Here is a 19,716-nt window from a genome sequence, read left to right as displayed (position 1 = left end):
AAACTGTCTTATGCGACTTCATAGTTGTTCTGCCGATTTATGAGAACAACTGTGTGTACGTTCATGATCATGCAGTTTCGCTACAACTACCGGGCCCACCCGGATGCCGCCCAGCGCCGTGCGCTGGCGAGTGCATTCGGGTGTGCCCGCGTGGTGTGGAACGACTGCCTGCGCGACCGCAAGGAAGCCCACGCCGCGGGGCTGCCGTATGTGAAGTCGGCGGAGTTGTCCCGGCTTCGTATCACCCAGGCCAAGCGCACCGGGGAACGCGCCTGGCTTGCCGGCGTGTCGGCGGTCGTCCTGCAACAGTCCCTCCGGGACCTCGACACCGCCTACAAGAACTTCTTCGACAGCCTCAACGGCACGCGGCAAGCCCCCGGAAGGGTCAGACGACCCAGGCCGGAATCCCTGGACTTCAGGCCAGGGAGCACGTCAATACACCAGCACGACCTACGGCGGGACCACCTACCGCGTCTACCACCACACCGCACAGCCGCAGGTGGTCGGCACGGTCACGCCCGACAAGTCCGGGCAGTGCATGAAGTTCCAGGCCCAGGAGTACTACAGCGGCGCCTGGCACACCATCGGCACGTCGTCCTGCTTTCTCCATGGCCCCGGGCAGCACCGGCGTGACCCATCTGGTCCTCACCCACGCGGTGGGCCAGAGGTTCCGGGTGCGGACGGAGTACGTCGCCGGGCCCAAGGACACGAGCAACGCGAGCACATGGGGCGGCCGACTGTACTTGACGGTACGGAACTGACCGCCCGGCCCGGCGCTTCGGCCCGGGCGTCCACACCCTGTGGATGTCCGGGCCGAGTCGTGTGCGGGGGTGGGGGCTACGGGTTGACGACCGTCCCGCCGAAGGTGACGTTCAGCTTGCCGCTCGACGCGAAGGACCAGCCGAGGGAACCGGAGTAGGAGGAGCACCGGGAGCCGTTGGTGCCCGTCCAGAACTGGTTGGAACTGTCCGCGTCACCGACGGTCTTGTCGTTCGACCCGTCGACGGCGAACCGGCACGAGGTGTCGGTGCGGAACACCGAAGTGCCCTTGTCGAAGGAGAAGTTGCGCTCGGTGTTGTCGATGCTCACGTTGTTCGAGATTGTCATCGTGCCCGGGTTGCTGTTGTAGGTGAACCCGTGGTGCCCGTTGTCGTAGGCGATGTCGTGCTGGACGACGTGGTTGACGGCGATGGCGTCGCCGCCGAGCTTGTAGCCGTTGCGGTCGCCGTTCGCGTTCTGGGTGCCGTCGGTCAGGGTGCCGTTACCGTAGGAGAGGGAGTACTCGATGGTGACCGGCCCGATGGCACCGGTGTCGGTCTTGGTGTAGAGGTCCCAGCCGTCGTCGATGTTGTTGTGCGAGACGTCGTACCGGAAGACGTTCCCGGTGCCGGTGGTCAGCTTGGACGCGAAACCGTCGGCGTTCTCGCCGCCGCTGTCCTCGTTGTCGTGCGACTCGGAGCTGACGACCAGGTTGTTGGACGGCCAGGCGCTGCTCGACGTGCTGGAGGAGATCCGGCCGAGCTGCAGCCCGGTGTCCCGGTTGTACGCGGTCACGACGCGCTCGACGACGTTGTTGCTGCCGCCGACGTAGATGCCGTTGTCACCCGCGTGCTCGACCGTGAGGCCGTACAGATGCCAGTAGTTGGCGAAGAGCTGGACACCGCGGTTCGACGAACTCTCGCTCTGCGCCGAGAAGTCGAGCACCGGCGTCTCGCCCGGGTAGGCGGACAGGGTGGTGAGCGCGCCGGACGTGCCGTTGGAGCCGGCCGGGATGGTCACCGTGGACGAGTAGGCGTACGTCCCGCCGCGCAGGTAGATCGTGCCGCCGGCGGCGATCCGGCTGATCGCCGCGGTGAGCGTGGTCGGCGCCGACTGGGTGCCGGCCGCGCTGTCGGTGCCGCTCGGCGACACGTACAACACCGTGGACGCGGCCTGCGCGGGGGTGCCGGCCAGTGCGACGAGCGAGCCGGCGAGCAGGCCGACGGCCGCGATAACTGGTCTCACGTGCATCGTTCGTCTCCGTTCGGGTTCATGGCGACGTGGCGGAGGGGTGTGGAAAGCGCTTTCTCTGCGAAGCTAGGGAGGGTGGCGCTGGGTCGTCAATAGTCATGTATGTAAAGGCTGTTCGTACATGTGATCGCGAAGGGGTGCGGTGATCCGGGTGGGGGCGGGATTGCGCCATCCGGATTATTTCGACGGGGATCGGAATAGGGGGCACCGGACTCCCGTTGCCCCTGTCATGGCTGAGATCACGGACAAGATCGACCTGGGTGCCGTCGGTGTGTGGCGCCACGAGAAGACCGACCCTGAGCTGGCGGTCGCACTGGAGGGACTGGGCTACGGCACCCTCTGGCTGGGCAACGTGACCGATCCGGAGCTGACCGAGGTGGAGCGGCTGCTCGACGCGACCGAGCGCCTGGTCCTCGCCACCGGCATCGTGAACATCTGGTCCAACCCGGCCGAGGACATCGTCCGCTCGTACCGGCGCATCGCCGAACGCCACGCGGACCGGTTCCTGCTGGGCATCGGCGCCGGCCATCGCGAGATGACACAGGAGTTCGTCCGGCCGTACCAGGCCCTCAACGACTACCTGGACGCCCTCGACGCCGGCGGTGTGCCGGTGGCCCGCCGGGCCCTGGCCGCGCTCGGCCCCCGCGTCCTGCGCCTGGCCGCCGACCGCTCGGCGGCCGCACACCCCTACCTCGTCACCCCGGAACACACCCGCAAGGCCCGCGAGATCATCGGCGCGGGCACGCTCCTGGCCCCCGAGCAGAAGGTGGTCCTGGAGACCGACCGCTCCCGGGCCCGCGCGAAGGGCGACGGCACGCTCGCCCTCTACCTGGGCTTGAGCAACTACGTCGCCAACCTCCGGCGCCTCGGCTTCGACGACACCGACTTCGCGGACGGCGGCAGCGGCCGCCTCTTCGACGCGCTGATCCTGCACGGCGGGACGGCGGAGGTGGCCGAGGGCCTGCGGGCCCATCTGGAGGCGGGCGCCGACCATGTGACCCTGCAACTGCTGGGCGGCACCGGGGACGACCCGGACCCGCTCCCGGGGTACCGGGCGCTGGCGGAGGAGCTGGGGATCGCGGGCTAGGGGAGTCCTTCCCGGTGTTGCGGGGCCGGGGCTGCCGGCCCGGGGCTGTCGGTGAGGTGGCCCGGCCCCGCCCCGGTCAGAGGCCGGTGAGCAGGCCGTCGAGCGGTGCGGGTACGCGATCCGGATCCAGCGCCTCGACCAGGACCCGGCCGTAATGGATCTTCCGTCCCGCCGTCGTGCCGAAGAAACGCCGTAGCTGCTGCTGTGCGGTGCGGCCCTGCTGGGCGGGCTGGTTCAGGAAGGTACGCAGGGGGCGTTCGTCGCCCTCGGCCCGGATCAGTTCCGCGACCCGGTCCGGGCCGAGCGCGCGGATCAGCTCGTCCTCCAGATCGGCGGCGCACACGAAGAACCCGTGCTGCGCCGCACCGGCCCGCTCCAGGCCACGGTCGTAGTAGCGCCGCTCCCTCTCGTCGCACAGCCCCGTGAGACGCAGCCCCAGTCCGGGCGGCCCGAGCAGCCGGGCGAACCGCCCGACGTTCATCGCCCCGCCCATCGACAGCACACAGACGCCGTCGCCCGCCAGGTCCCGCCCCCGCCGCTCGGCGAGCGCACCGACGGCGGCGACGTCACTGGGCCCTTCCACGAGCACGACGACCCGCACACCCAGCCGCTCGGCCAGCTCCCGCGCGGCCTCCCCGTCCCCACCGGCCGCCCAGGTGACGACTGCCTCGTGGAACGCCCCCATGTCAGCCATGGGACGAGTCTCCGCCCGGGCCCGGTGCCGATGCCAGGGAATATCCGCCACGACATACCGCGCCTGGCGGACGAGGTGCCGGGTCCGCCGGGACATGGAGCCGCTGGACCGGGTGGCGCGGCAGCTGGAGACACTGATCAGCGCCGCGCTGCCCGGCCCGACGGCCTGACGGGTCCCGCCCGCCGGGGCACTTGCGGCTGGCCGGCCGTACCGCCGGAGCGTCCGGCCGACGACGGTACGGCAGCCCGACGGCCGCCCGCAGCGAGGCCGGGTGGGCGTGGTCACCGGCCACGCCTCCTCCGGTGAGTCGGCGTGACGGCCGCGGCCGGCTGAGTGCGTGTGGTTACTTGTGAGGGTGTCGTCCGGCCTTCCGGCGTCCGAGCCTGAAGGCGATCACGGAGGTGAGAGCGACGGCCAGGCTCGCGCCGGCGAACGCGTTGGCCGCCTTGGGCGCCAGGCCCGTGTAGTGCCAGATCAAGGCTCCGATGAGCGCGATGCCTCCCGCGAAGGAGCCGAAGGCCGTGGCTACCAGCAGGCGCGTGCCCCGGTCCATTGAGGTCTTGGCCATGACGATCGGTCCCGACGTCTGCTGCAGGGTGATGTAGTCCTCCCTGTTGGCGCCGACGGCGTCGAGCCCTTCGGATGCGTCGCCGCCCGGAGAGCAGATGAACCAGGCTGTCCTGCCCTCTTCGACCGAGGCGGTGAGGGACCGGCTGGTACACCAGGCGATCTTCAACTGGAGTCGATGTGCTCCCGGCGACACCTCGAAGCGGAGTGTCTGCCCTCGGCCGATGATGCCCACTTGGGTGTCGTCGATGAGCACGGCATAGCCGCGAAGCGCGTCGCGATAGCTTCCCCGTACCCGTGACAACACGACGGTTCCGCACCCGGGCGAGGCTGCCGAGGACGGACCGCCCACGTCGTCGGGCGCGGTGTCCTGGGCCGGCGCACCGGGTTCATGGCCGGGTACGGCTCTTTCCCCGTCGTTCATCGCCGCCCCCTCTTCACGTGGACACCGCGTGTGCCGCGAGCGTACTCACACGTCAACTCCGGCGAAACGCCCTGCTGTCAGTCGCTCGTCCGCCGCAACCGCGTCACTGGCGAGCCGGGTTTTCCACCGCTGCTGATCGCCCCGACGGACTGGTCCCACTCGCCCGCCCCCGTCCGAGCCCGGCGATCAGCAGGCCGACCAGTCGGCGTGCGTCGTAGCGAGGATCGTTCTCCGCGCCGATGCACAGGTTGCCGACGCCGCGCATCAGCTCGTAAGCCGCCAGGTCGGAGCGGATCTCACCGGACTCGGTCGCCGCGTCGAGGAGCTTGGTGCAGACGGGGACGAGGCGGTCGAGGAAGTGGGTGTGGAGGGTGTCGAAGCCGGCCTGGTCGGAGTGCAGGGCGGCGGCCAGGCCGTGTTTGGTGACCAGGAAGTCCACGAAGAGGTCGATCCACTGACGCAGGGCGTCGTACGGGCTCGGGGCGGTGGCCAGCAGGGCGGGGCCGGCCTCGGCGCAGGCCTCCACCTGGTGGCGGTAGACGGCGATGATCAGGTCGGCGCGGGTCGGGAAGTGCCGGTAGATCGTCGCCGTACCGACGCCCGCCCGGGCCGCGATGTCGCGCACCGGCGCCTCCACGCCCGACGCGACGAACGCCGCCGCGGCCGCTTCCAGCAGGGTCACCTCGTTGCGCCGGGCGTCCGCCCGCCGGGGCCGGGCGGCCTGTTCCTCGTCCTTCATCGTGCGTCCTTCATCGGGTGCTCCGTCCGCCGTCACTCTATCGGGGCGTTGCTAAACGGGACAGCGTTCCGTATCGTCGGAGACGTGAAACGGGACGTCGTCCCGCTTATGTCGTCTGAGGAGAGAAGTCATGCAGTACCGCACCTTGGGCCGCACCGGAGTGCAGGTCAGCGCGCTGGCGCTCGGCGCGATGAACTTCGGCGCGATCGGGCACACCACCCAGGACGAGGCGAACGCGATCGTCGATGCCGCGCTCGCCGCAGGGATCAACCTCATCGACACGGCCGACATGTACGGCGTCGGCGAGTCGGAGGAGATGGTCGGCAAGGCCATCGCCGGCCGCCGTGACGACATCGTGCTGGCCACGAAGGCCGGCATGCCGATGGGGGACGAGCGCAACCACCGGGGCGGTTCACGGCGGTGGCTGGTCACCGAGCTGGAGAGCAGCCTGCGCCGGCTCGGCGTCGACCACGTGGATCTCTATCAGATACACCGCTGGGACCCGGCCACGAGTGACGAGGAGACGTTGTCGGCGCTGACCGATCTGCAACGCGCCGGAAAGATCCGCTACTTCGGCTCCTCGACATACCCCGCGTACCGGATCGTGCAGTCCCAATGGGCCGCCCACGAGCGCCACTTGAGCCGTCACGTCACCGAACAGCCCAGCTATTCCATCCTTCAGCGCGGTGTCGAGGCCCATGTGCTGCCGGTGACCGAGGAGTACGGGATGGGCGTGCTGGTGTGGAGCCCGCTGGCCTCGGGCTGGCTCTCGGGCGCCGTACGCAGGGGCCGGTCCATCACCACCAGCCGGGCCAAGCTCCTCCCCGACCGCTTCGACCTCACCCTGCCCGCCAACCAGGCCCGGCTCGACGCCGTGGAGCGACTGGCCGCTGTCGCCGACGAGGCCGGACTGACCCTGATCCAGCTCGCGCTCGGCTTCGTCACCGCGCACCCGGCCGTCACCAGCGCCCTCGTCGGCCCCCGCACGCTGGACCACCTGCGCTCCCAGCTCACCGCCGCCGACACCGTGCTCCCCGCCGACGTCCTCGACGCGATCGACGAGATCGTCGCCCCCGGAACCGACCTGGCCGCCCACGAGAAGTACGACACCCCGCCCGCCCTGCTCGACCCGGCCCTGCGTCGCCGCTGACCCTCGGGCAGAAACACGATGACCACCGAACCGATGACCACCGAACCCCGCTTCGGGATCATGACCGCCCCCATGCAGGTGTCGTACGACGATGTCCTGCGGGTCTGGCGGGAAGCGGACGCGATCCCCGAGATCGAGCACGCGTGGCTGTTCGACCACCTCATGCCGATCGGCGGCGATCCCGACGGGCCTGTCCACGAAGGCTGGACGCTGCTCTCCGCCCTGGCCGCCCAGACCCAACGCCTGCGGCTGGGCATCCTGGTGACCAGCAACCGCTTCCGGCCGCCCGCGACACTCGCCAAGATCGCCACGACCGTCGATGTCGTCTCCGGCGGCCGGCTCGACTTCGGCATCGGTGTCGGCTCACGCCCGCACCCGCCCGAGGCACACCGCGAATACCCGGCCCACGGTCTCCCCTTCACCACTCCCGCGCAGGCGGTGGAAAGCCTCGCCGAGTCCTGTGTGCTGATCCGCCGGCTGTGGACGGCGACCGAACCCTTCGACTTCCACGGCACCCACCACCACCTCACCGGAGCGTTCGCCAACCCCAAACCCGTCCAGCGCCCGCATCCCCCGATCCTGATCGGCGGCCGCTCCTCGGCCACATTGCGCGTGGTCGCCGAACACGCCGACCTCTGGAACATCCCGGGCGACGACATCGAGGACTGCGTCCGTCGCAGCGCCCTCCTCGACCGCTACCGGGATTCATTCGCAGTGCTCCGGCGTTCACGCCGGGGGTGAAGCGAATCAGGTGGGTGCGACGGGGAGCGTCGCGGTGTCGTTCCGGCGGAGCCGGACCCTGCTCGGTGACGGTGACGCTTCGCTCGTATGTTCTCGGTGACGGCGCTTGTTCGGTATGCCTGCTGTGATCGTCATGCAGCTCCGGTACGCCTTCAGGTTGTACCCGGAGGCCGGTCAGCGGATCGCGCTGGCGAAGGCGTTCGGGTGCGCGCGCGTCGTGTTCAACGACTGCGTGCGCGCCCGCGAGGACCCCGGAAGGCGGGCGATGTCTTCCCGAAGGCCGGCGAGCTGTCGAAGAAGCTGATCACGCAGGCGAAACAGACCGTGGAGCGGTCCTGGCTGGGTGAGGTCTCCTCGGTCGTCCTCCAGCAGTCCCTGCGCGACGCCGAGACCGCCTGCAAGAACTTCTTCGCCTCCCTCAAGGGCACCCGCAAGGGCCCGGGACTGGGCCCGCCCCGCTTCAAGTCCCGCAAGGACAACCGCCAGGCGATCCGGTTCACCGCGAACGCACGCTGGAAGATCACCGACAGCGGACGGCTGGACCTGCCGAAGATCGGCGCGGTGAAGGTGAAATGGTCCCGCACCCTGCCTGCCGCTCCCACCTCCGTCACCGTGATCAAGGACGCCGCGGGCAGATTCTTCGCCTCGTTCGTCATCGATACCGGCCCCGCCGCCGACGCGGCAGCGATGCCCGACACCGGCCAGGTCATCGGCGTCGACCTCGGACTCGCCCACTTCGCCGTGCTGTCCACCGGCGAGAAGATCGGCTCCCCCCGGTTCCTGCGCCGGGCGGAGAAGAAGCTGAAGAAGGCCCAGCGCGGGCTGTCCCGCAGACAGAAGGGATCCAGGAACCGCGAGAAGGCCCGCCTGAAGGTCGCCCGCGCCCACGCCAAGGTCACCGACGCCCGTCATGAGTTCCACCACCAGCTCTCCACCCGGCTGATCTCCGAGAACCAGGGGATCGCCGTGGAGGACCTGTCGGTGACGGGGCTGGCACGCACTCGGCCGGCGAAGTCCGTGCACGACGCCGGCTGGTCGCAGTTCGTGGCCATGCTGGAGTACAAGGCGGCACGGTATGGACGCACTCTGGTGAAGATCGGCCGTTTCGAGCCGACCTCCCAGAGCTGCTCGACCTGTGGCGTGGTGGACGGGCCCAAAGCACTGTCCGTCCGGGAGTGGACCTGTGCCGCCTGCGGCACGACCCACGACCGGGACCACAACGCCTCACTCAACATCAAGACGGCCGCCGGACTGGCGGCATCGGCCTGCGGAGCGCCGGTAAGACCAGAACCCGTTCTGGCACAGCGCGAAGAAGCAGGAAGCCACGGATTCCCGACGACCGGAAACCGTGCCGCGTAGCGGCACAGCAACCAGTCGGGAAGGCCAGAATCCTCGCCCTTCAGGGCGAGGAGCATGTCAATGCGCGGAGATCGGCCACCCCGCCGCGATCACCCGTTCCCTGCACCTCCCCGTCTCCTACGACCACCCGGACCGCGATCACCCAGGCCCTCGACGCGGGCTTCCGGCACATCGTCCTCGGCCTGCCGGCGCCCTATCCGGACAAGGCCGCGCGATGGGTGGCCCACGAGCTCATAGCCAAGGCGGCCTAGCTGCGGTCACCCGCTTTCGCCGAACCGTGCGATCGCCGTCAGGATCGTCACCTGCATCGTGGGACTGCCGGTGTGGCCCGAGTCGTCGATCACCTTCAGTTCCGCGTCGGGCCAGGCCTTCGCCAACTCCCACGGAGTCTTCAGAGGGCTGCCCAGGTCGAGCCGGCCGCGGATCAGCACCCCCGGGATCCCGGCCAGCCGGTGTGCGTCCCGGAGCAGTGGCCGTCCTCCAGAAAGGCGTCCTGGGCGAAGTAGGGGGCACAGATGCGCACGAAGGCCATCAGGGAGTCGTCGGGCCGGTCGCTGTAGGCGCCGGGACTGCCCAGTGCCTCGTGGGCGATGACGGCGTCCTCCCAGGTGACCCAGGCACGCGCCATTTGGAGCCCGGCTTGGTCCGGAGGCGGGGGAGCCTCCCAGGTGTCCGGGACGGGCACATCCCGGGCACCTGGGGGGAGTGAGTCACCTGGGCGGAAGTGGCCCCTGGGTCAGCCGACGCGCAGGGTCAGGGCGGCGGTGTGAAGGGTGCCGCCGGTCTGGAACTGCAGGAACAGACGCCAGTTGCCAGAGGTGGGGAGTTCGGCGTGGAAGGACAGGTCCGGTCCGCCGTGGTCGCCGTCGACCTTGGTGGTGGGGTGGAGATGGGCGAAGGCGGAGTCGCCCTCGTGGAAGGCGGTCAGATGGGCGTAGGTGTCCAGGTAGGGCTGCAGGTCGGTGACGGGCTTGTCGTCCTTGGTGATGCGGACGGTCAGCGGGTGCGCCATGCCGGCCATGGGCTCGCCCTTCACGGTGACGGTGTAGCCGTCGGCCGTGGTGCTGTTCGTCGCGGCGGGCAGCGGCGTACGGGTGGCCTTGCCGGGGACGGTGACGGTCCGGCTCAGCACGAAGTCCTTGCCCTTGCCGCTCCCGCTGTCCGGGGTGAACGAGGCGAACATCCGCCAGGAGCCGGCCGTCAGGGCGGACAGGTCGGCGGTCCAGGTGCCGTCGGAGGCCATGGTGGGGTGGATGTGCTGGAAGCCGGTGAGGTCGGAGCGGACGGCGTAGAAGTGCATCCGCTTGGTCTGGTCGAGCGCGAACCCGGTCACCGGCTTGCCGTCGGGACCGTGGACGGTGAACCGGTAGGCGGCCGGCCGGCCGGCCTTCAGGGTGCTGTCGGGGCTGGTGAGGCGGTAGCCGGCCACGGCGTCGGCCAGGCCGTTGCCGCCGGCCTCGGTGCCGCCCATGCCGGGCATGCCGGCCATCGCGTCGCTCGTCGGGGAGGCCGACGACGACATCGAGCCGTGGTTCATGCCGGGCATGGCGGAGCCGCCGGAGTCGTTCGAGGAGCCGCAGGCGGCGAGCGTCAGGGAGAGGACGGCCGCGGTGCCGGCCGCCATGAGGGCGCGACGGCGGACGGTGGGACGGGCAGGGAAGAACATGCTGGTGAGGTCTTTCCGGGTGGCGCACCACACCGGTGGTGCGCGGATGAGCAGGACACCGTGACCGGCGCACAGCCCGAACGGGCGTGTTCCGGTGCGGTTCCTGTCACGTCCGCGCGACGCACACGTGGAGGAGAAGACCCCGACCGCCCGGTGGTCCGCGTCGCCCGGTCCCGCCGGGGTTCCAGGCGCGGCACAGCGCCCAGGCCGCGAGAGCGGCGAAGACGAAGAGAGCGGCGAACGGGGCGGCGGGCAGCGGGATCTTGTTCTGGGCGGGAGTGGCGAGGCAGAGGTTGCCGTGGCCGGCCATACCGTCCATGGACTGGATCGCCACGGTGTCCGTGCGAACCTGCGTGACCTCGGCCGTCACCGTCATCGGGGAGCCGTGCTCCATATGCCGCACGACAGGGGTGGAGCCCACCTCGCCGTGGCAGCCGCCGACGACCGTGGCCGGGGAGCCGTGCATGAGGAACAGGCCGAACAGGACCGCGCACAGCGCGAGCAGCCGGGCGCCGCCCGGGCCGCGCATACGCTCGAAGCCCGCCATGGCCTGTCCTCCGTTCGGCTGCCCGAGGTCGTGATCCGTAGGCTACGACCATACCCGGCGGGGGTACCCACCGCCCCCCCGGAATCCGCACAGCTCCCAGGGATAAACCTCACAGCCTCCGGCTCCACGGCGGCCCGGGCCAGTGGCGATGACCGCCCCGACTGCGGACTCAGTGCTCCACGTGCCCGCCCTGCCCGGAGTGCCCGCCGTGCCCACCGTGTTCGGAGTGCTCCCCGTCGCCGGAGTGCTCGCCGTGCTCGTCGTGCTCGGAGGAATCGGGTGTCCCGCCCATCATCCGGAGCATCGCCGGGCCTCCGGTGCGCAGGAAGCGTACGACGAGGGCCGCGGCGAGCAGCAGGAAGGCGATGTTGAGCCAGGTCGTGTAGTTCCAGCTGATGCCCTCCTCCGGGATCGTCGCGTCGGCCTGGTCGGGGATGAGGCCGAGGCCGCCGAAGGTGAACTCGACGACGTAGCCGGCGACGGCCATCGCGGCGTAGAAGGTGAGGAGGAGGAAGACAGCGGTCCGTGCCCCGTAGTACTTCCGGTAGATGTTCAGGATGGGGAGGATCAGCAGGTCCGCGAAGATGAACGCGATCACGCCGCCGAAGCTGATGCCGCCTTTCCAGAGGACGACGGCGAGGGGCACGTTGCCGATGGAGCAGACGAAGCTCGCGATCGCCACCAGTGGGCCGATGAGCGGTCCGACCGCCTTCGCCGCGGCCGGATGGCCGGCCAGGAAGAACGACTGCCAGAACTCGTCCGGTACCCAGGCGGCGATCGCGCCCGCGATCAGCAGCCCGGCCACCAGGTCGCGCAGGATCGCCGCCCACTCCATGACGAAGATGTGCGAAACGGAGGTGAAGCCGTCACGGGAGAGCAGCCGTCGCACGAAACCGCCCTCGCCGCGCACGGACATGTCCATCGCCGCGTGCCCCTCCATGGACCCGGCGAGCCCCCGGTCCGCCTGCTCCCGCGCCTGCCGCAACAGCCGCTCGCGCAGCAGGAGCCGGAACAGCACGGCGAGTACGACGATCATGATCGGGCCGCCGACGAACTCCGCGGCGGTGAACTGCCAGCCCATCAACAGGGCCAGGATCACTCCGAGTTCGATGACGAGGTTGGTCGAGGCGATCTCGAACGCCATCGCCGCCGTGAAGTTCGCGCCCTTGCGGAACAGGGAGCGGGCGAGGGCGACGGCCGCATAGGAACAGGACGAGGAGGCCGCGCCGAGTCCGGCCGCGAGGGTGAGGGTCCGCGGCCGGTCGTCCCCGAGCAGCCGTACGACCGTCGCCCTGCGTACCACCGCCTGTACCACGGCCGACAGCGTGAACCCGAGCACAAGGGCCCAGGTGATCTCCCAGGTCATCGAGCCGGCGATGGACAGCGCGTGTCCGATGGCATGCATGGGCAAAGTCTGCCGCCGGAGCGGGTGTCATGTACGGACTTCGCGATCGTGGCCCAGCCCGGGCGCGGCCCCCGGCTCGTGGCCCACGGCGCGTGGGAGGCCCTAGTGGGCGCCCACGGCCGCCAGTAGGACGTGGAGATCGTGGGTGGCCTCGGCGGTGGCGAGGGTCGCCGCCGCCAGGACGGCTGCGGTGAGGGAGGTGAGGGTGGGATGGCGGCGCAGCGGCGGGGCGAGCAGGGCGGCGACCCGGCGCGGTACCGGGCCGGCCTTGGCGAGCGGGCCGCGCCGGCCCAGGAAGCCGAGGATGCCGAGTGCCGCCGCGCCCGTCCGTGTTGCGCCCGGGGTGCGGTGGGCGGCGAGGGCGACCTTGCCGACGGTGCGGGCGACCCGTCGGCGGTCGCCGGTCGAGGCGGCCGCGTTCTCGTCGGCCCAGCGCTCGATGGTGTAGGTGACGCCGGTCGCCAGGGGGCGCAGCAGCGGGTTGGCGGCGGCGCCGAGTTGGGCCAGGGCGACGAACGCGTAGTGGTGGGCGGTCAGATGGGCGCGTTCGTGGGCGAGCAGGATGCCGTGCTCGGTCTCGTCGAGGGTGTGCAGCATGCCGGTGGAGACGACGATCCGGCCGGGCAGGCCGGGCAGCGCGTAGGCGTCGGGGGCGTCGTCCTCGGTCACCACCAGGCCGTCGCGCGCGGGCATGCAGGCCGCGTCGACGGCGGCGCCGGCCAGTGTGCGGGCCCGGCGCCACAGCATGCGGGCGGCGGCGACGACCGCGCCGCCGAGCAGCAGCCCCGCGAGGAGGGAGACGGACAGTTCGGTCGGGTCGACGCGCTGGGCGGAGGTCGCCGACCAGTGGCCGAGGGCGGCGAGCTGCGGGACGCCGATCAGTCCGGTGGCCGCCAGCAGACCGAGGGAGATCGTGGTGGCGGTGCCCAGCACCAGGGACGAGGCGGTGAGCAGCCAGGTCGCCAGGCGGGGTTCGCAGCGTTCGGAGACCGGCCGGGCGCCGAGCGGGGCCAGCACCGCGAGCAGGAACGGTATGTAGACGGCGATACGCATCCGGAGGGTCCTCGCTCCCGCTCTACTGCTGGGGGCCGAGCAGTTGGCGCAGCAGGTCGGCGTCCGTGTCGGAGAGTCCGTCGGCGAAGCGGGCGAGCACGGCCTCGCGGTCGGGCCGCTCCTCCAGGACGGTGCGCATCCGGCGGGCGGCGAAGCCGGCGTCGTCGGTGACGGGGGCGTAGGCGTAGGCGCGGCCCCGCGGGGTGCGGGTGAGCAGCCCTTTGGTGTGCATCCGGGTGAGGATCGTCACCACGCTGTTGTACGTCAGCCCGTCGGTGAGCCGTTCTGTCACGTCCCCGGGGGTGAGCGCCCGGTCGGCGTGCTGGAGGATGCCCAGGATCTCGGCCTCGCGGACGCCGTTGGCCCGTTTCGGGCCGCGTGCCTGTACGTCGTCTGCCATGGGGTTTGTCGTACTCCCAACCACCGTCTACAGTCACGTAGACCTTTTACGTGCGTGTAAAAGATACTCCGCTCCCCGAGTCTGCCATTGGACCGCCCATGAGTGCTATCAGCATCGGCCAGGCCGCCGTCCTCGGAGTCGTCGAGGGGGTGACCGAGTTCCTGCCGGTGTCCTCCACCGGGCATCTGAAGATCACCGAGGGACTGATGAAGATCCCGGTCGACGACCCGTCCGTCGTCGGCTTCACCGCGGTCATCCAGGTCGGCGCCATCGCCGCCGTGCTCGTGTACTTCTTCAAGGACATCAAGCGGATCGTCTCCGCCTGGGGCCGTGGTCTGACCAACAAGGAGGAGCGTCACCACCACGACTACAAGTTCGCCTGGTGGGTCATCTACGCCACCATCCCGATCGTCGTGGTCGGCCTCGCCGCCAAGAAGCTCGTCGAGGGGCCGCTGGGGTCGCTGTGGGTGGTGGCCGCTTCGCTGATAGTCGGCTCCGGTGTGATGTGGGCCGCCGATCAGATGGGCCGGCACAAGCGCGGCGAGGACGACACCACCTTCAAGGACGCGATGCTGGTGGGAAGTGCGCAGATCCTGGCCCTGCTCTTCCCGGGCTTCTCCCGTTCCGGCGCCACCATGTCCACCGCGCTCGTCCTCGACCTGGACCGCGTCGCCGCCACCCGCCTCTCCTTCTTCCTCGGCATCCCGGCCCTGACCGGCGCCGGCCTGTACGAACTGAAGGACGCGGTGGGCGCCGGGGTCGGGGCCGTACCGCTGGCCGTGGGTACGGCCGTCTCCTTCGTGGTCGCCTACGCCTCCATCGCCTGGCTGCTGAAGTTCGTGGCCAAGCACTCCTTCAACGCCTTCGTGATCTACCGGATCGTCATCGGGGCGGGGCTGCTCGGGCTGCTGGCCACGGGCGTGCTCAACGCATAGCGATACAGAGAGAAATGTGACGATTGCTACATTCGTCCATGCGATGAGGAACGACGACTCGACGGGCCGCCGGCTCGCGCTCCTGCCCAAGGCACCCTCGGAGCGGTCCCGGCGAGGCTGCGCGGAGCGGGTGTTCACGACCCTGCACCAGGACCAGGACCAGGACCAGGACCAGGACCAGGACCAGAAGCAGGCTCCGGCGGGCACCCCGTGACCTCCGTGACCACGACCCGACCGGCGCCGGCCCGGCAGATGTGGCCGCTGTACGCGGCGGGCTTCACCACCGCCTTCGGCGCGCACGGCATCGCCGCCAACCTCGGCGGCCACGGCACGGGGGCGGTCACGTCCCTGCTGGTGCTGGGCGGCCTGCTCGCTCTGTACGACGGCGCCGAGGTCGTGCTGAAGCCGGTGTTCGGCACCCTCGCCGACCGGATCGGAGCGCGTCCCGTCCTGCTCGGCGGTCTGGCGGCCTTCGCCGCCGCCTCCGCGCTGTACGTCGTCGCCGACCGCCCCGGCTGGCTGTGGGCCGCCCGTCTCGGCCAGGGCGCGGCCGCCTCCGCCTTCTCCCCGTCCGCTTCCGCGCTGGTCGCCCGGCTCAATCCGGCCGCCAGACACGGCCGGGCCTTCGGGAGTTACGGCTTCTACAAGTCCGTCGGCTACACCCTCGGCCCGCTGCTCGGCGGGGTCCTGGTGTGGGCCGGGGGACTGCGGCTGCTGTTCGCGGTCCTCGCGGTGCTCGGTGTGGTGGTCGCGGTGTGGGCCGTGGTCGCCGTGCCCGTCGTACCGCCGCTGCCCAAGGCCAGGCAGACGGTCCTCGACCTCGCCCGGCGGCTGGCCGACCCGGCCTTCCTCTCCCCGACGGCCGCGCTGGCCGCCGCCACCGCGGCGCTGTCGGTCGGGGTCGGCTTCCTGCCCGTCTCCGGCCGTACGGCGGGGCTCGGCACGGTCGCCACCGGTGCCGCGGTGTCGCTGCTCGCCGCGAGCGCCGCGCTGGTCCAGCCGCGTGCCGGACGCGCGCTGGACGAGGGACGCCTGACGACCCGCACCGGCCTCACCGCCGGACTGCTGCTCACCGCGGCCGGGCTCGCCTGCGCCATGCTGCCCGGTCTGGCCGGCATTCTCACCGCCGCCGTCCTGACCGGCGCCGGCACCGGCCTGATCACTCCTCTCGGCTTCGCGGCCCTGGCCTCGGCGACCCCGCCGGAACGCTTCGGCCAGACCATGGGCGCCGCCGAACTCGGCCGTGAACTCGGGGACGCGGGCGGCCCGTTGCTGGTCGCGGGCGTTGCGACCGCCACCACCCTCACGCATGGCTACGCGGCCCTCGCCGTGCTCATCGCCACCGGCCCGCTCCTCGGGCTGCTGCACCGCCGCAGGGTGCCGCCCACCGCGTAGCCGCCGAGCGCGAGCCCGAAGGCCCGGAAGGTGATGGCGTCCTTGAACTCACCTGCGAAACCGGGGGACTTGGCGGTGGGTCCGGCGGGGGAACCGCCCGGGGACGGGCTGGCGGGAGCGGTCACGGGACGGACGATCCCGCAGTCGGATGAACCCACCGCTTCCGCTTCAGTGGGCGGGCGGATGGCGCACCGGATCGCCGAACACGTACTGCCCGCCCAGCAGTTCCGCCGCCCGGTGCTGTGTGTGGGCCGCCGCCAGCCGGGCCTCCGCGACGACGTCACCGCGTTCACGCACCAGGTCCTCGTAGATGGGCAGTCGGCCGGGTTCGGTGGTGTCCGGTGCCACTGTCGCTCCTCCGTGTCAGGCCGTCGGACCGTCAGGCCCGGTTGAGACGGGCGGCGATTCCGTGGCCGATCAGCACATACAGAACCGCGGGAAGTCCGTAATTGAGAATGACCCGCAATCCTTCTGTGTCCATCGTGAAAATGTCCTGTGACCACCAGGCGAGCCAGTCCGCCGTGCCATGCACGAACTTCACGAATATGTTCACCCGATTCGCGTCGAGCAGATACAGCAGGATCCACAGGACCAGCAGGCCGGCGGCGGTGTCGACGATCGTGCAGACCGTCAGTGAGGCCCGACGGCCGCCGTCCTGGCGGTGAATGTGAATGGGCTCTGTGTTGCTCACGGCAATTCCGTTCTGTCGGCGAACCGGGTGTCTCTCCTTCTCGGACTTTCTGCGTACGGCGGCAGCGTCCGTGTTACACCTCAATTCCCGCTGCCCTGTTTATGCCCGCCTATTCGCGCACTTGCCGAAATGTTCGGCCGGGGCGGTACATGGAGGGTGCAGGCCCGGCGGCCGCCGGAGCCTTGTGCAACCGTTTCCGGGCAAAAGACGAGTCCGCGGCCGTGCAGTCCGTCGAACCGTCCCACGAACTTGACGAGTCGTCACCCCGATGCTTCCATCCGGGCGCGTAGCGGGCTGTTCATGGTCGGGGTGGCGCTGGTGATGGTGGGGAGCTTCGTCGCCGGCGCTGTCGTGGCCGCCGTGATCGACACGCTGCGGCCGGACCGGCCGCTCGACCGGCCGCTCGCTCACTGAGTCATGTGGGCAAGGGCTGCTCCGCCCAGATGGTCTTGCCGGTGGGTGTCTGGCGGCTGCCCCAGCGTTCCGAGATCTGGGCCACCAGGAGCAGGCCCCGGCCGCCCTCGTCGTAGACACGGGCCCGGCGCAGATGCGGGGCCGTACTGCTGCCGTCGGAGACCTCGCAGATGAGGGAGGCGTCGCGGATGAGGCGCAGGGAGATGGGGCCGTCGCCGTAGCGGACGGCGTTCGTGACCAGCTCGCTGACGATCAGTTCCGTGCCGAAGGCCGCGTCCGTCAGACCCCAGGCCTCCAGCTGGTGGCACGCCATCTTGCGGGCCCCGGCGACCGCGGCCGGGTGCTGGGGGAGCTGCCAGGTGCGGACCTGCGAGGTGTCGAGGGCAGACGTGCGGGCGAGCAGAAGGGCGATGTCGTCGGCCGGCCGGTCGGTGAGGACCGTGTGCAGCACCTGGTCGCACATCTCCTCCAGGGGCATGGGCGGGCCCGCGAGGGCTTGGCGGAGCAGGTCCAGGCCCACCTCGATGTCGTGGTCCGCCGTCTCCACCAGGCCGTCCGTGTAGAGGGCGAGCAGACTGCCCTCCGGCAGTTCCACCTCGGCGGACTCGAAGGGGAGACCGCCGAGGCCGAGGGGCGGGCCGGCCGGGAGGTCGAGGAAGCGGACATCGCCGTCGGGGGTGACCAGAGCGGGCGGCGGATGGCCGGCGCGGGCCATCGCGCAGCGGCGGGTCACCGGGTCGTAGATGGCGTAGAGGCAGGTCGCGCCGACCTCGCCGGACGGTTCCACCACCGGGCCGCGTACCTCCGGACCCTCCTCCCGGTCGAGTCGGATGACCAGGTCGTCCAGCTGGGTGAGCAGCTCGTCGGGGGCCAGGTCGACGTCCGCCAGTGTCCGTACCGCCGTGCGGAGGCGGCCCATCGTCGCCGAGGCGCGGATGCCGTGGCCGACGACGTCCCCGACGACCAGGGCGACCCGGGCTCCGGACAGCGGGATCACGTCGAACCAGTCGCCCCCGACCTCCCCGCCGGCACCGGTGGGCAGGTAGCGGTAGGCCACCTCGGTCGCCGCCAGGCCGGGCGGACGGCCCGGCAGGAGACTGCGCTGGAGGGCCAGGGCGGTACGGCGCTCACGGGTGTAGCGGCGGGCGTTGTCCACGCTGACCGCGGCCCTGGCGACGATCTCCTCCGCGAGCCGCTGGTCGTCCTCGCTGAACGACTCGGGCGTGCGGTGTCTGAGGAAGTGCACCAGGCCGAGGGTGACGCCGCGGGCGCGCAACGGCACCAGCATCACCGCGTGGATCATGTACCGGGCGACGGAGTCGGCGCGGGCCTGGGTGGCGGTGATCCACTCCCGCATCCCGGGGTCGCCCGGGGTGTGCCGGGCGGCCCGGCCGGCCACCAGTGCCCGCTGGGGCGGTGTGCCGACCGGGTAGAGGACGGGGTCGCCGGGGGCGAACGCCGCCTCCGGGCAGCCCTCCAGGATCGACCGCTGTGCCGTACGGCTCACGGTGACCGGCTGGTTCGGCGGTATCGGTCGCGGCTCGTCTCCGAGGGCGACGGACTCCAGGAGGTCGACGGTGACATAGTCCGCGAACCCGCCGACGGCCACCTCGGCGAGCTCCTCGGCGGTCCGGACCACGTCCAGGGTGGTGCCGATGCGCATGCTGGCGTCGTTGAGAACGGCCAGGTGGCGGCGGGCCCAGTACTGCTCCGTGGTGTCGAAGACGACCGCGGACAGGCCCTGCACCGCGCCGGTCTCGTCCCTCAGCGGGGAGAAGTACATCGACCAGGAGTGCTCCCGGGTCTCACCGGGCGCCTTGCCGTGCTGCTCGTGGAAGACCCTCTCCCCGGTCCGCAGGACCTGCCGCTGGAGGCGGTCGTACTCGTCGAAGGGCGGGTTGGGCTCGATCTCCGGCAGGGTCAGACCCCGCATCTCCTCCACGGGCAGGCCCATGATCCGGGTCATGACCTCGTTGGCGGCCACGAACCGGCCCTCGCGGTCGTAGATCGCCACCGGCATGGGCAGCTGCGCGAGGGTGAGGTCCCACAGGGCCGCCGCCCCGGGCTGGCGGCGCCCGGACAGGGGCGCCTGCGCGGCCCCGGTCACCAGCCAGAGCGACCCGCCGCCCGCGTCGGCCAGCGGGATTCCCTGCAGCTGTACGACGACCCGGTCGCCGTTGCGATGTCGCAGCGCCACCTCGCTGGACCACCGGTGCCCATCGGCCAGGTGGCGGCGGGCGGAGGCGGGCAGGTCGGTGGCGAGCAGGGTCCGGGCGGGGCGGCCGACGACCTCGGCGGGCTCGTAACCGAGCAGCCGCCGGGCACCGGCACTCCACACCAGGATCGCCCCGCCGGTGTCGACGACGACCGCCAGGTCCTCCGGTACGCGTCCCTGCATGGTGCCTCCGCCTGTCCGGCTACCCGCACCCGCTTTCCAGG

At 70.8% G+C, this 19,716-nt stretch carries 22 protein-coding genes and 4 pseudogenes; 12 read left to right on the top strand and 14 right to left on the bottom strand.

Annotated elements, in window-relative coordinates:
- Positions 1–69: 69 nt before the first annotated feature.
- Together EDD90_RS27025 and EDD90_RS55655 are read left to right on the top strand one after the other, a co-directional pair.
- Positions 70–408, top strand: a pseudogene (locus EDD90_RS27025) (helix-turn-helix domain-containing protein); the annotation flags it as partial.
- A 200-nt stretch (positions 409–608) separates the two neighbouring features.
- Positions 609–761 carry a hypothetical protein gene (locus EDD90_RS55655; RefSeq protein WP_185149706.1) on the top strand — a complete coding sequence of 51 codons (153 nt, stop codon included), beginning with the start codon at positions 609–611 and terminating at the stop codon, positions 759–761.
- Between the two features lie 76 nt (positions 762–837).
- Here EDD90_RS55655 and EDD90_RS27020 read toward each other — a convergent pair whose 3' ends face one another.
- On the bottom strand, positions 838–2,010 hold the full coding sequence (locus EDD90_RS27020; RefSeq protein ID WP_123975588.1) for a right-handed parallel beta-helix repeat-containing protein: 1,173 nt from the start codon (positions 2,008–2,010) through the stop codon (positions 838–840).
- A gap of 229 nt (positions 2,011–2,239) precedes the next feature.
- Between EDD90_RS27020 and EDD90_RS27015 the strand changes: the two genes are divergently transcribed.
- The gene (locus EDD90_RS27015) at positions 2,240–3,097 is read left to right on the top strand and encodes an LLM class F420-dependent oxidoreductase (RefSeq protein ID WP_123975587.1); all 858 of its coding nucleotides are present in this window, start codon (positions 2,240–2,242) and stop codon (positions 3,095–3,097) included.
- Positions 3,098–3,173: 76 nt separating this feature from the next.
- Here EDD90_RS27015 and EDD90_RS27010 read toward each other — a convergent pair whose 3' ends face one another.
- A complete protein-coding gene (locus EDD90_RS27010; RefSeq protein WP_123975586.1) occupies positions 3,174–3,791 on the bottom strand; it encodes a TOPRIM nucleotidyl transferase/hydrolase domain-containing protein in 618 nt (205 codons plus the stop codon).
- Here EDD90_RS27010 and EDD90_RS55650 point away from each other — a divergent pair.
- A complete protein-coding gene (locus tag EDD90_RS55650; RefSeq protein ID WP_185149235.1) occupies positions 3,790–3,960 on the top strand; it encodes a hypothetical protein in 171 nt (56 codons plus the stop codon). The genes EDD90_RS27010 and EDD90_RS55650 overlap by 2 nt on opposite strands.
- 174 nt (positions 3,961–4,134) lie before the next feature.
- Here EDD90_RS55650 and EDD90_RS27005 read toward each other — a convergent pair whose 3' ends face one another.
- Positions 4,135–4,782: a hypothetical protein gene (locus tag EDD90_RS27005; RefSeq protein ID WP_123975585.1), complete on the bottom strand. Its 648-nt coding sequence runs from the start codon at positions 4,780–4,782 to the stop codon at positions 4,135–4,137.
- Positions 4,783–4,885: 103 nt separating this feature from the next.
- Positions 4,886–5,521, bottom strand: a complete 636-nt coding sequence (locus EDD90_RS27000; RefSeq protein WP_123975584.1) for a TetR/AcrR family transcriptional regulator — start codon at positions 5,519–5,521, stop codon at positions 4,886–4,888.
- A gap of 130 nt (positions 5,522–5,651) precedes the next feature.
- Here EDD90_RS27000 and EDD90_RS26995 point away from each other — a divergent pair, with 130 nt between their 5' ends.
- The 4 genes and pseudogenes from EDD90_RS26995 to EDD90_RS57605 form a co-directional block, all read left to right on the top strand.
- A complete protein-coding gene (locus EDD90_RS26995) occupies positions 5,652–6,671 on the top strand; it encodes an aldo/keto reductase (protein WP_123975583.1) in 1,020 nt (339 codons plus the stop codon).
- Between the two features lie 33 nt (positions 6,672–6,704).
- A pseudogene (locus EDD90_RS26990) lies at positions 6,705–7,370 on the top strand (LLM class flavin-dependent oxidoreductase); the annotation flags it as partial.
- Between the two features lie 175 nt (positions 7,371–7,545).
- A pseudogene (locus EDD90_RS26985) lies at positions 7,546–8,771 on the top strand (RNA-guided endonuclease InsQ/TnpB family protein).
- A 61-nt stretch (positions 8,772–8,832) separates the two neighbouring features.
- Positions 8,833–9,022: pseudogene (locus EDD90_RS57605) on the top strand (LLM class flavin-dependent oxidoreductase); the annotation flags it as partial.
- A gap of 6 nt (positions 9,023–9,028) precedes the next feature.
- Here the strand turns inward: EDD90_RS57605 and EDD90_RS59105 are convergent.
- The 7 genes from EDD90_RS59105 to EDD90_RS26950 form a co-directional block, all read right to left on the bottom strand.
- Complete coding sequence (locus tag EDD90_RS59105; protein WP_398925578.1) at positions 9,029–9,202, bottom strand: alpha/beta fold hydrolase; 174 nt, start codon at positions 9,200–9,202, stop codon at positions 9,029–9,031.
- Positions 9,196–9,399 carry a hypothetical protein gene (locus EDD90_RS59100; RefSeq protein WP_398925575.1) on the bottom strand — a complete coding sequence of 68 codons (204 nt, stop codon included), beginning with the start codon at positions 9,397–9,399 and terminating at the stop codon, positions 9,196–9,198. The genes EDD90_RS59105 and EDD90_RS59100 overlap by 7 nt, the downstream gene beginning before the upstream one ends.
- Before the next feature lie 108 nt (positions 9,400–9,507).
- Positions 9,508–10,437, bottom strand: coding sequence for a hypothetical protein (locus EDD90_RS26970; RefSeq protein WP_123975582.1), 930 nt, complete (start codon positions 10,435–10,437; stop codon positions 9,508–9,510).
- Positions 10,438–10,543: 106 nt separating this feature from the next.
- Positions 10,544–10,984 carry a hypothetical protein gene (locus EDD90_RS26965; RefSeq protein WP_123975581.1) on the bottom strand — a complete coding sequence of 147 codons (441 nt, stop codon included), beginning with the start codon at positions 10,982–10,984 and terminating at the stop codon, positions 10,544–10,546.
- Between the two features lie 169 nt (positions 10,985–11,153).
- Positions 11,154–12,389: a permease gene (locus EDD90_RS26960; protein WP_123975580.1), complete on the bottom strand. Its 1,236-nt coding sequence runs from the start codon at positions 12,387–12,389 to the stop codon at positions 11,154–11,156.
- A 102-nt stretch (positions 12,390–12,491) separates the two neighbouring features.
- Positions 12,492–13,442: a M56 family metallopeptidase gene (locus EDD90_RS26955; RefSeq protein ID WP_123975579.1), complete on the bottom strand. Its 951-nt coding sequence runs from the start codon at positions 13,440–13,442 to the stop codon at positions 12,492–12,494.
- 22 nt (positions 13,443–13,464) lie between these two features.
- Complete coding sequence (locus EDD90_RS26950; RefSeq protein WP_123975578.1) at positions 13,465–13,842, bottom strand: BlaI/MecI/CopY family transcriptional regulator; 378 nt, start codon at positions 13,840–13,842, stop codon at positions 13,465–13,467.
- 98 nt (positions 13,843–13,940) lie between these two features.
- Between EDD90_RS26950 and EDD90_RS26945 the strand changes: the two genes are divergently transcribed.
- Genes EDD90_RS26945 through EDD90_RS26940 form a run of 3 tightly spaced genes read left to right on the top strand, consistent with a single transcriptional unit; the run spans position 13,941 to position 16,172 of the window.
- The gene (locus EDD90_RS26945) at positions 13,941–14,777 is read left to right on the top strand and encodes an undecaprenyl-diphosphate phosphatase (RefSeq protein WP_123975577.1); all 837 of its coding nucleotides are present in this window, start codon (positions 13,941–13,943) and stop codon (positions 14,775–14,777) included.
- Positions 14,778–14,820: 43 nt separating this feature from the next.
- The gene (locus EDD90_RS55645) at positions 14,821–14,991 is read left to right on the top strand and encodes a hypothetical protein (RefSeq protein WP_185149234.1); all 171 of its coding nucleotides are present in this window, start codon (positions 14,821–14,823) and stop codon (positions 14,989–14,991) included.
- 38 nt (positions 14,992–15,029) lie between these two features.
- Positions 15,030–16,172 carry an MFS transporter gene (locus tag EDD90_RS26940; RefSeq protein WP_123981688.1) on the top strand — a complete coding sequence of 381 codons (1,143 nt, stop codon included), beginning with the start codon at positions 15,030–15,032 and terminating at the stop codon, positions 16,170–16,172.
- A gap of 168 nt (positions 16,173–16,340) precedes the next feature.
- Here EDD90_RS26940 and EDD90_RS26930 read toward each other — a convergent pair whose 3' ends face one another.
- Positions 16,341–16,520, bottom strand: coding sequence for a hypothetical protein (locus EDD90_RS26930; protein WP_123975576.1), 180 nt, complete (start codon positions 16,518–16,520; stop codon positions 16,341–16,343).
- Between the two features lie 31 nt (positions 16,521–16,551).
- Complete coding sequence (locus EDD90_RS26925; RefSeq protein ID WP_123975575.1) at positions 16,552–16,863, bottom strand: hypothetical protein; 312 nt, start codon at positions 16,861–16,863, stop codon at positions 16,552–16,554.
- 249 nt (positions 16,864–17,112) lie between these two features.
- Between EDD90_RS26925 and EDD90_RS55640 the strand changes: the two genes are divergently transcribed.
- On the top strand, positions 17,113–17,277 hold the full coding sequence (locus tag EDD90_RS55640; RefSeq protein WP_185149233.1) for a hypothetical protein: 165 nt from the start codon (positions 17,113–17,115) through the stop codon (positions 17,275–17,277).
- A 1-nt stretch (position 17,278) separates the two neighbouring features.
- Here the strand turns inward: EDD90_RS55640 and EDD90_RS26920 are convergent, their stop codons facing one another.
- Entirely contained in the window at positions 17,279–19,675 is a 2,397-nt protein-coding gene (locus tag EDD90_RS26920; protein ID WP_123975574.1) for a SpoIIE family protein phosphatase, read from the bottom strand.
- Between the last annotated feature and the right edge of the window lie 41 nt (positions 19,676–19,716).

Source organism: Streptomyces sp. Ag109_O5-1, from assembly GCF_003814875.1.
GTDB classification, from domain to species: domain Bacteria; phylum Actinomycetota; class Actinomycetes; order Streptomycetales; family Streptomycetaceae; genus Streptomyces; species Streptomyces sasae.
This window is presented reverse-complemented; position numbering and strand designations above follow the sequence as displayed.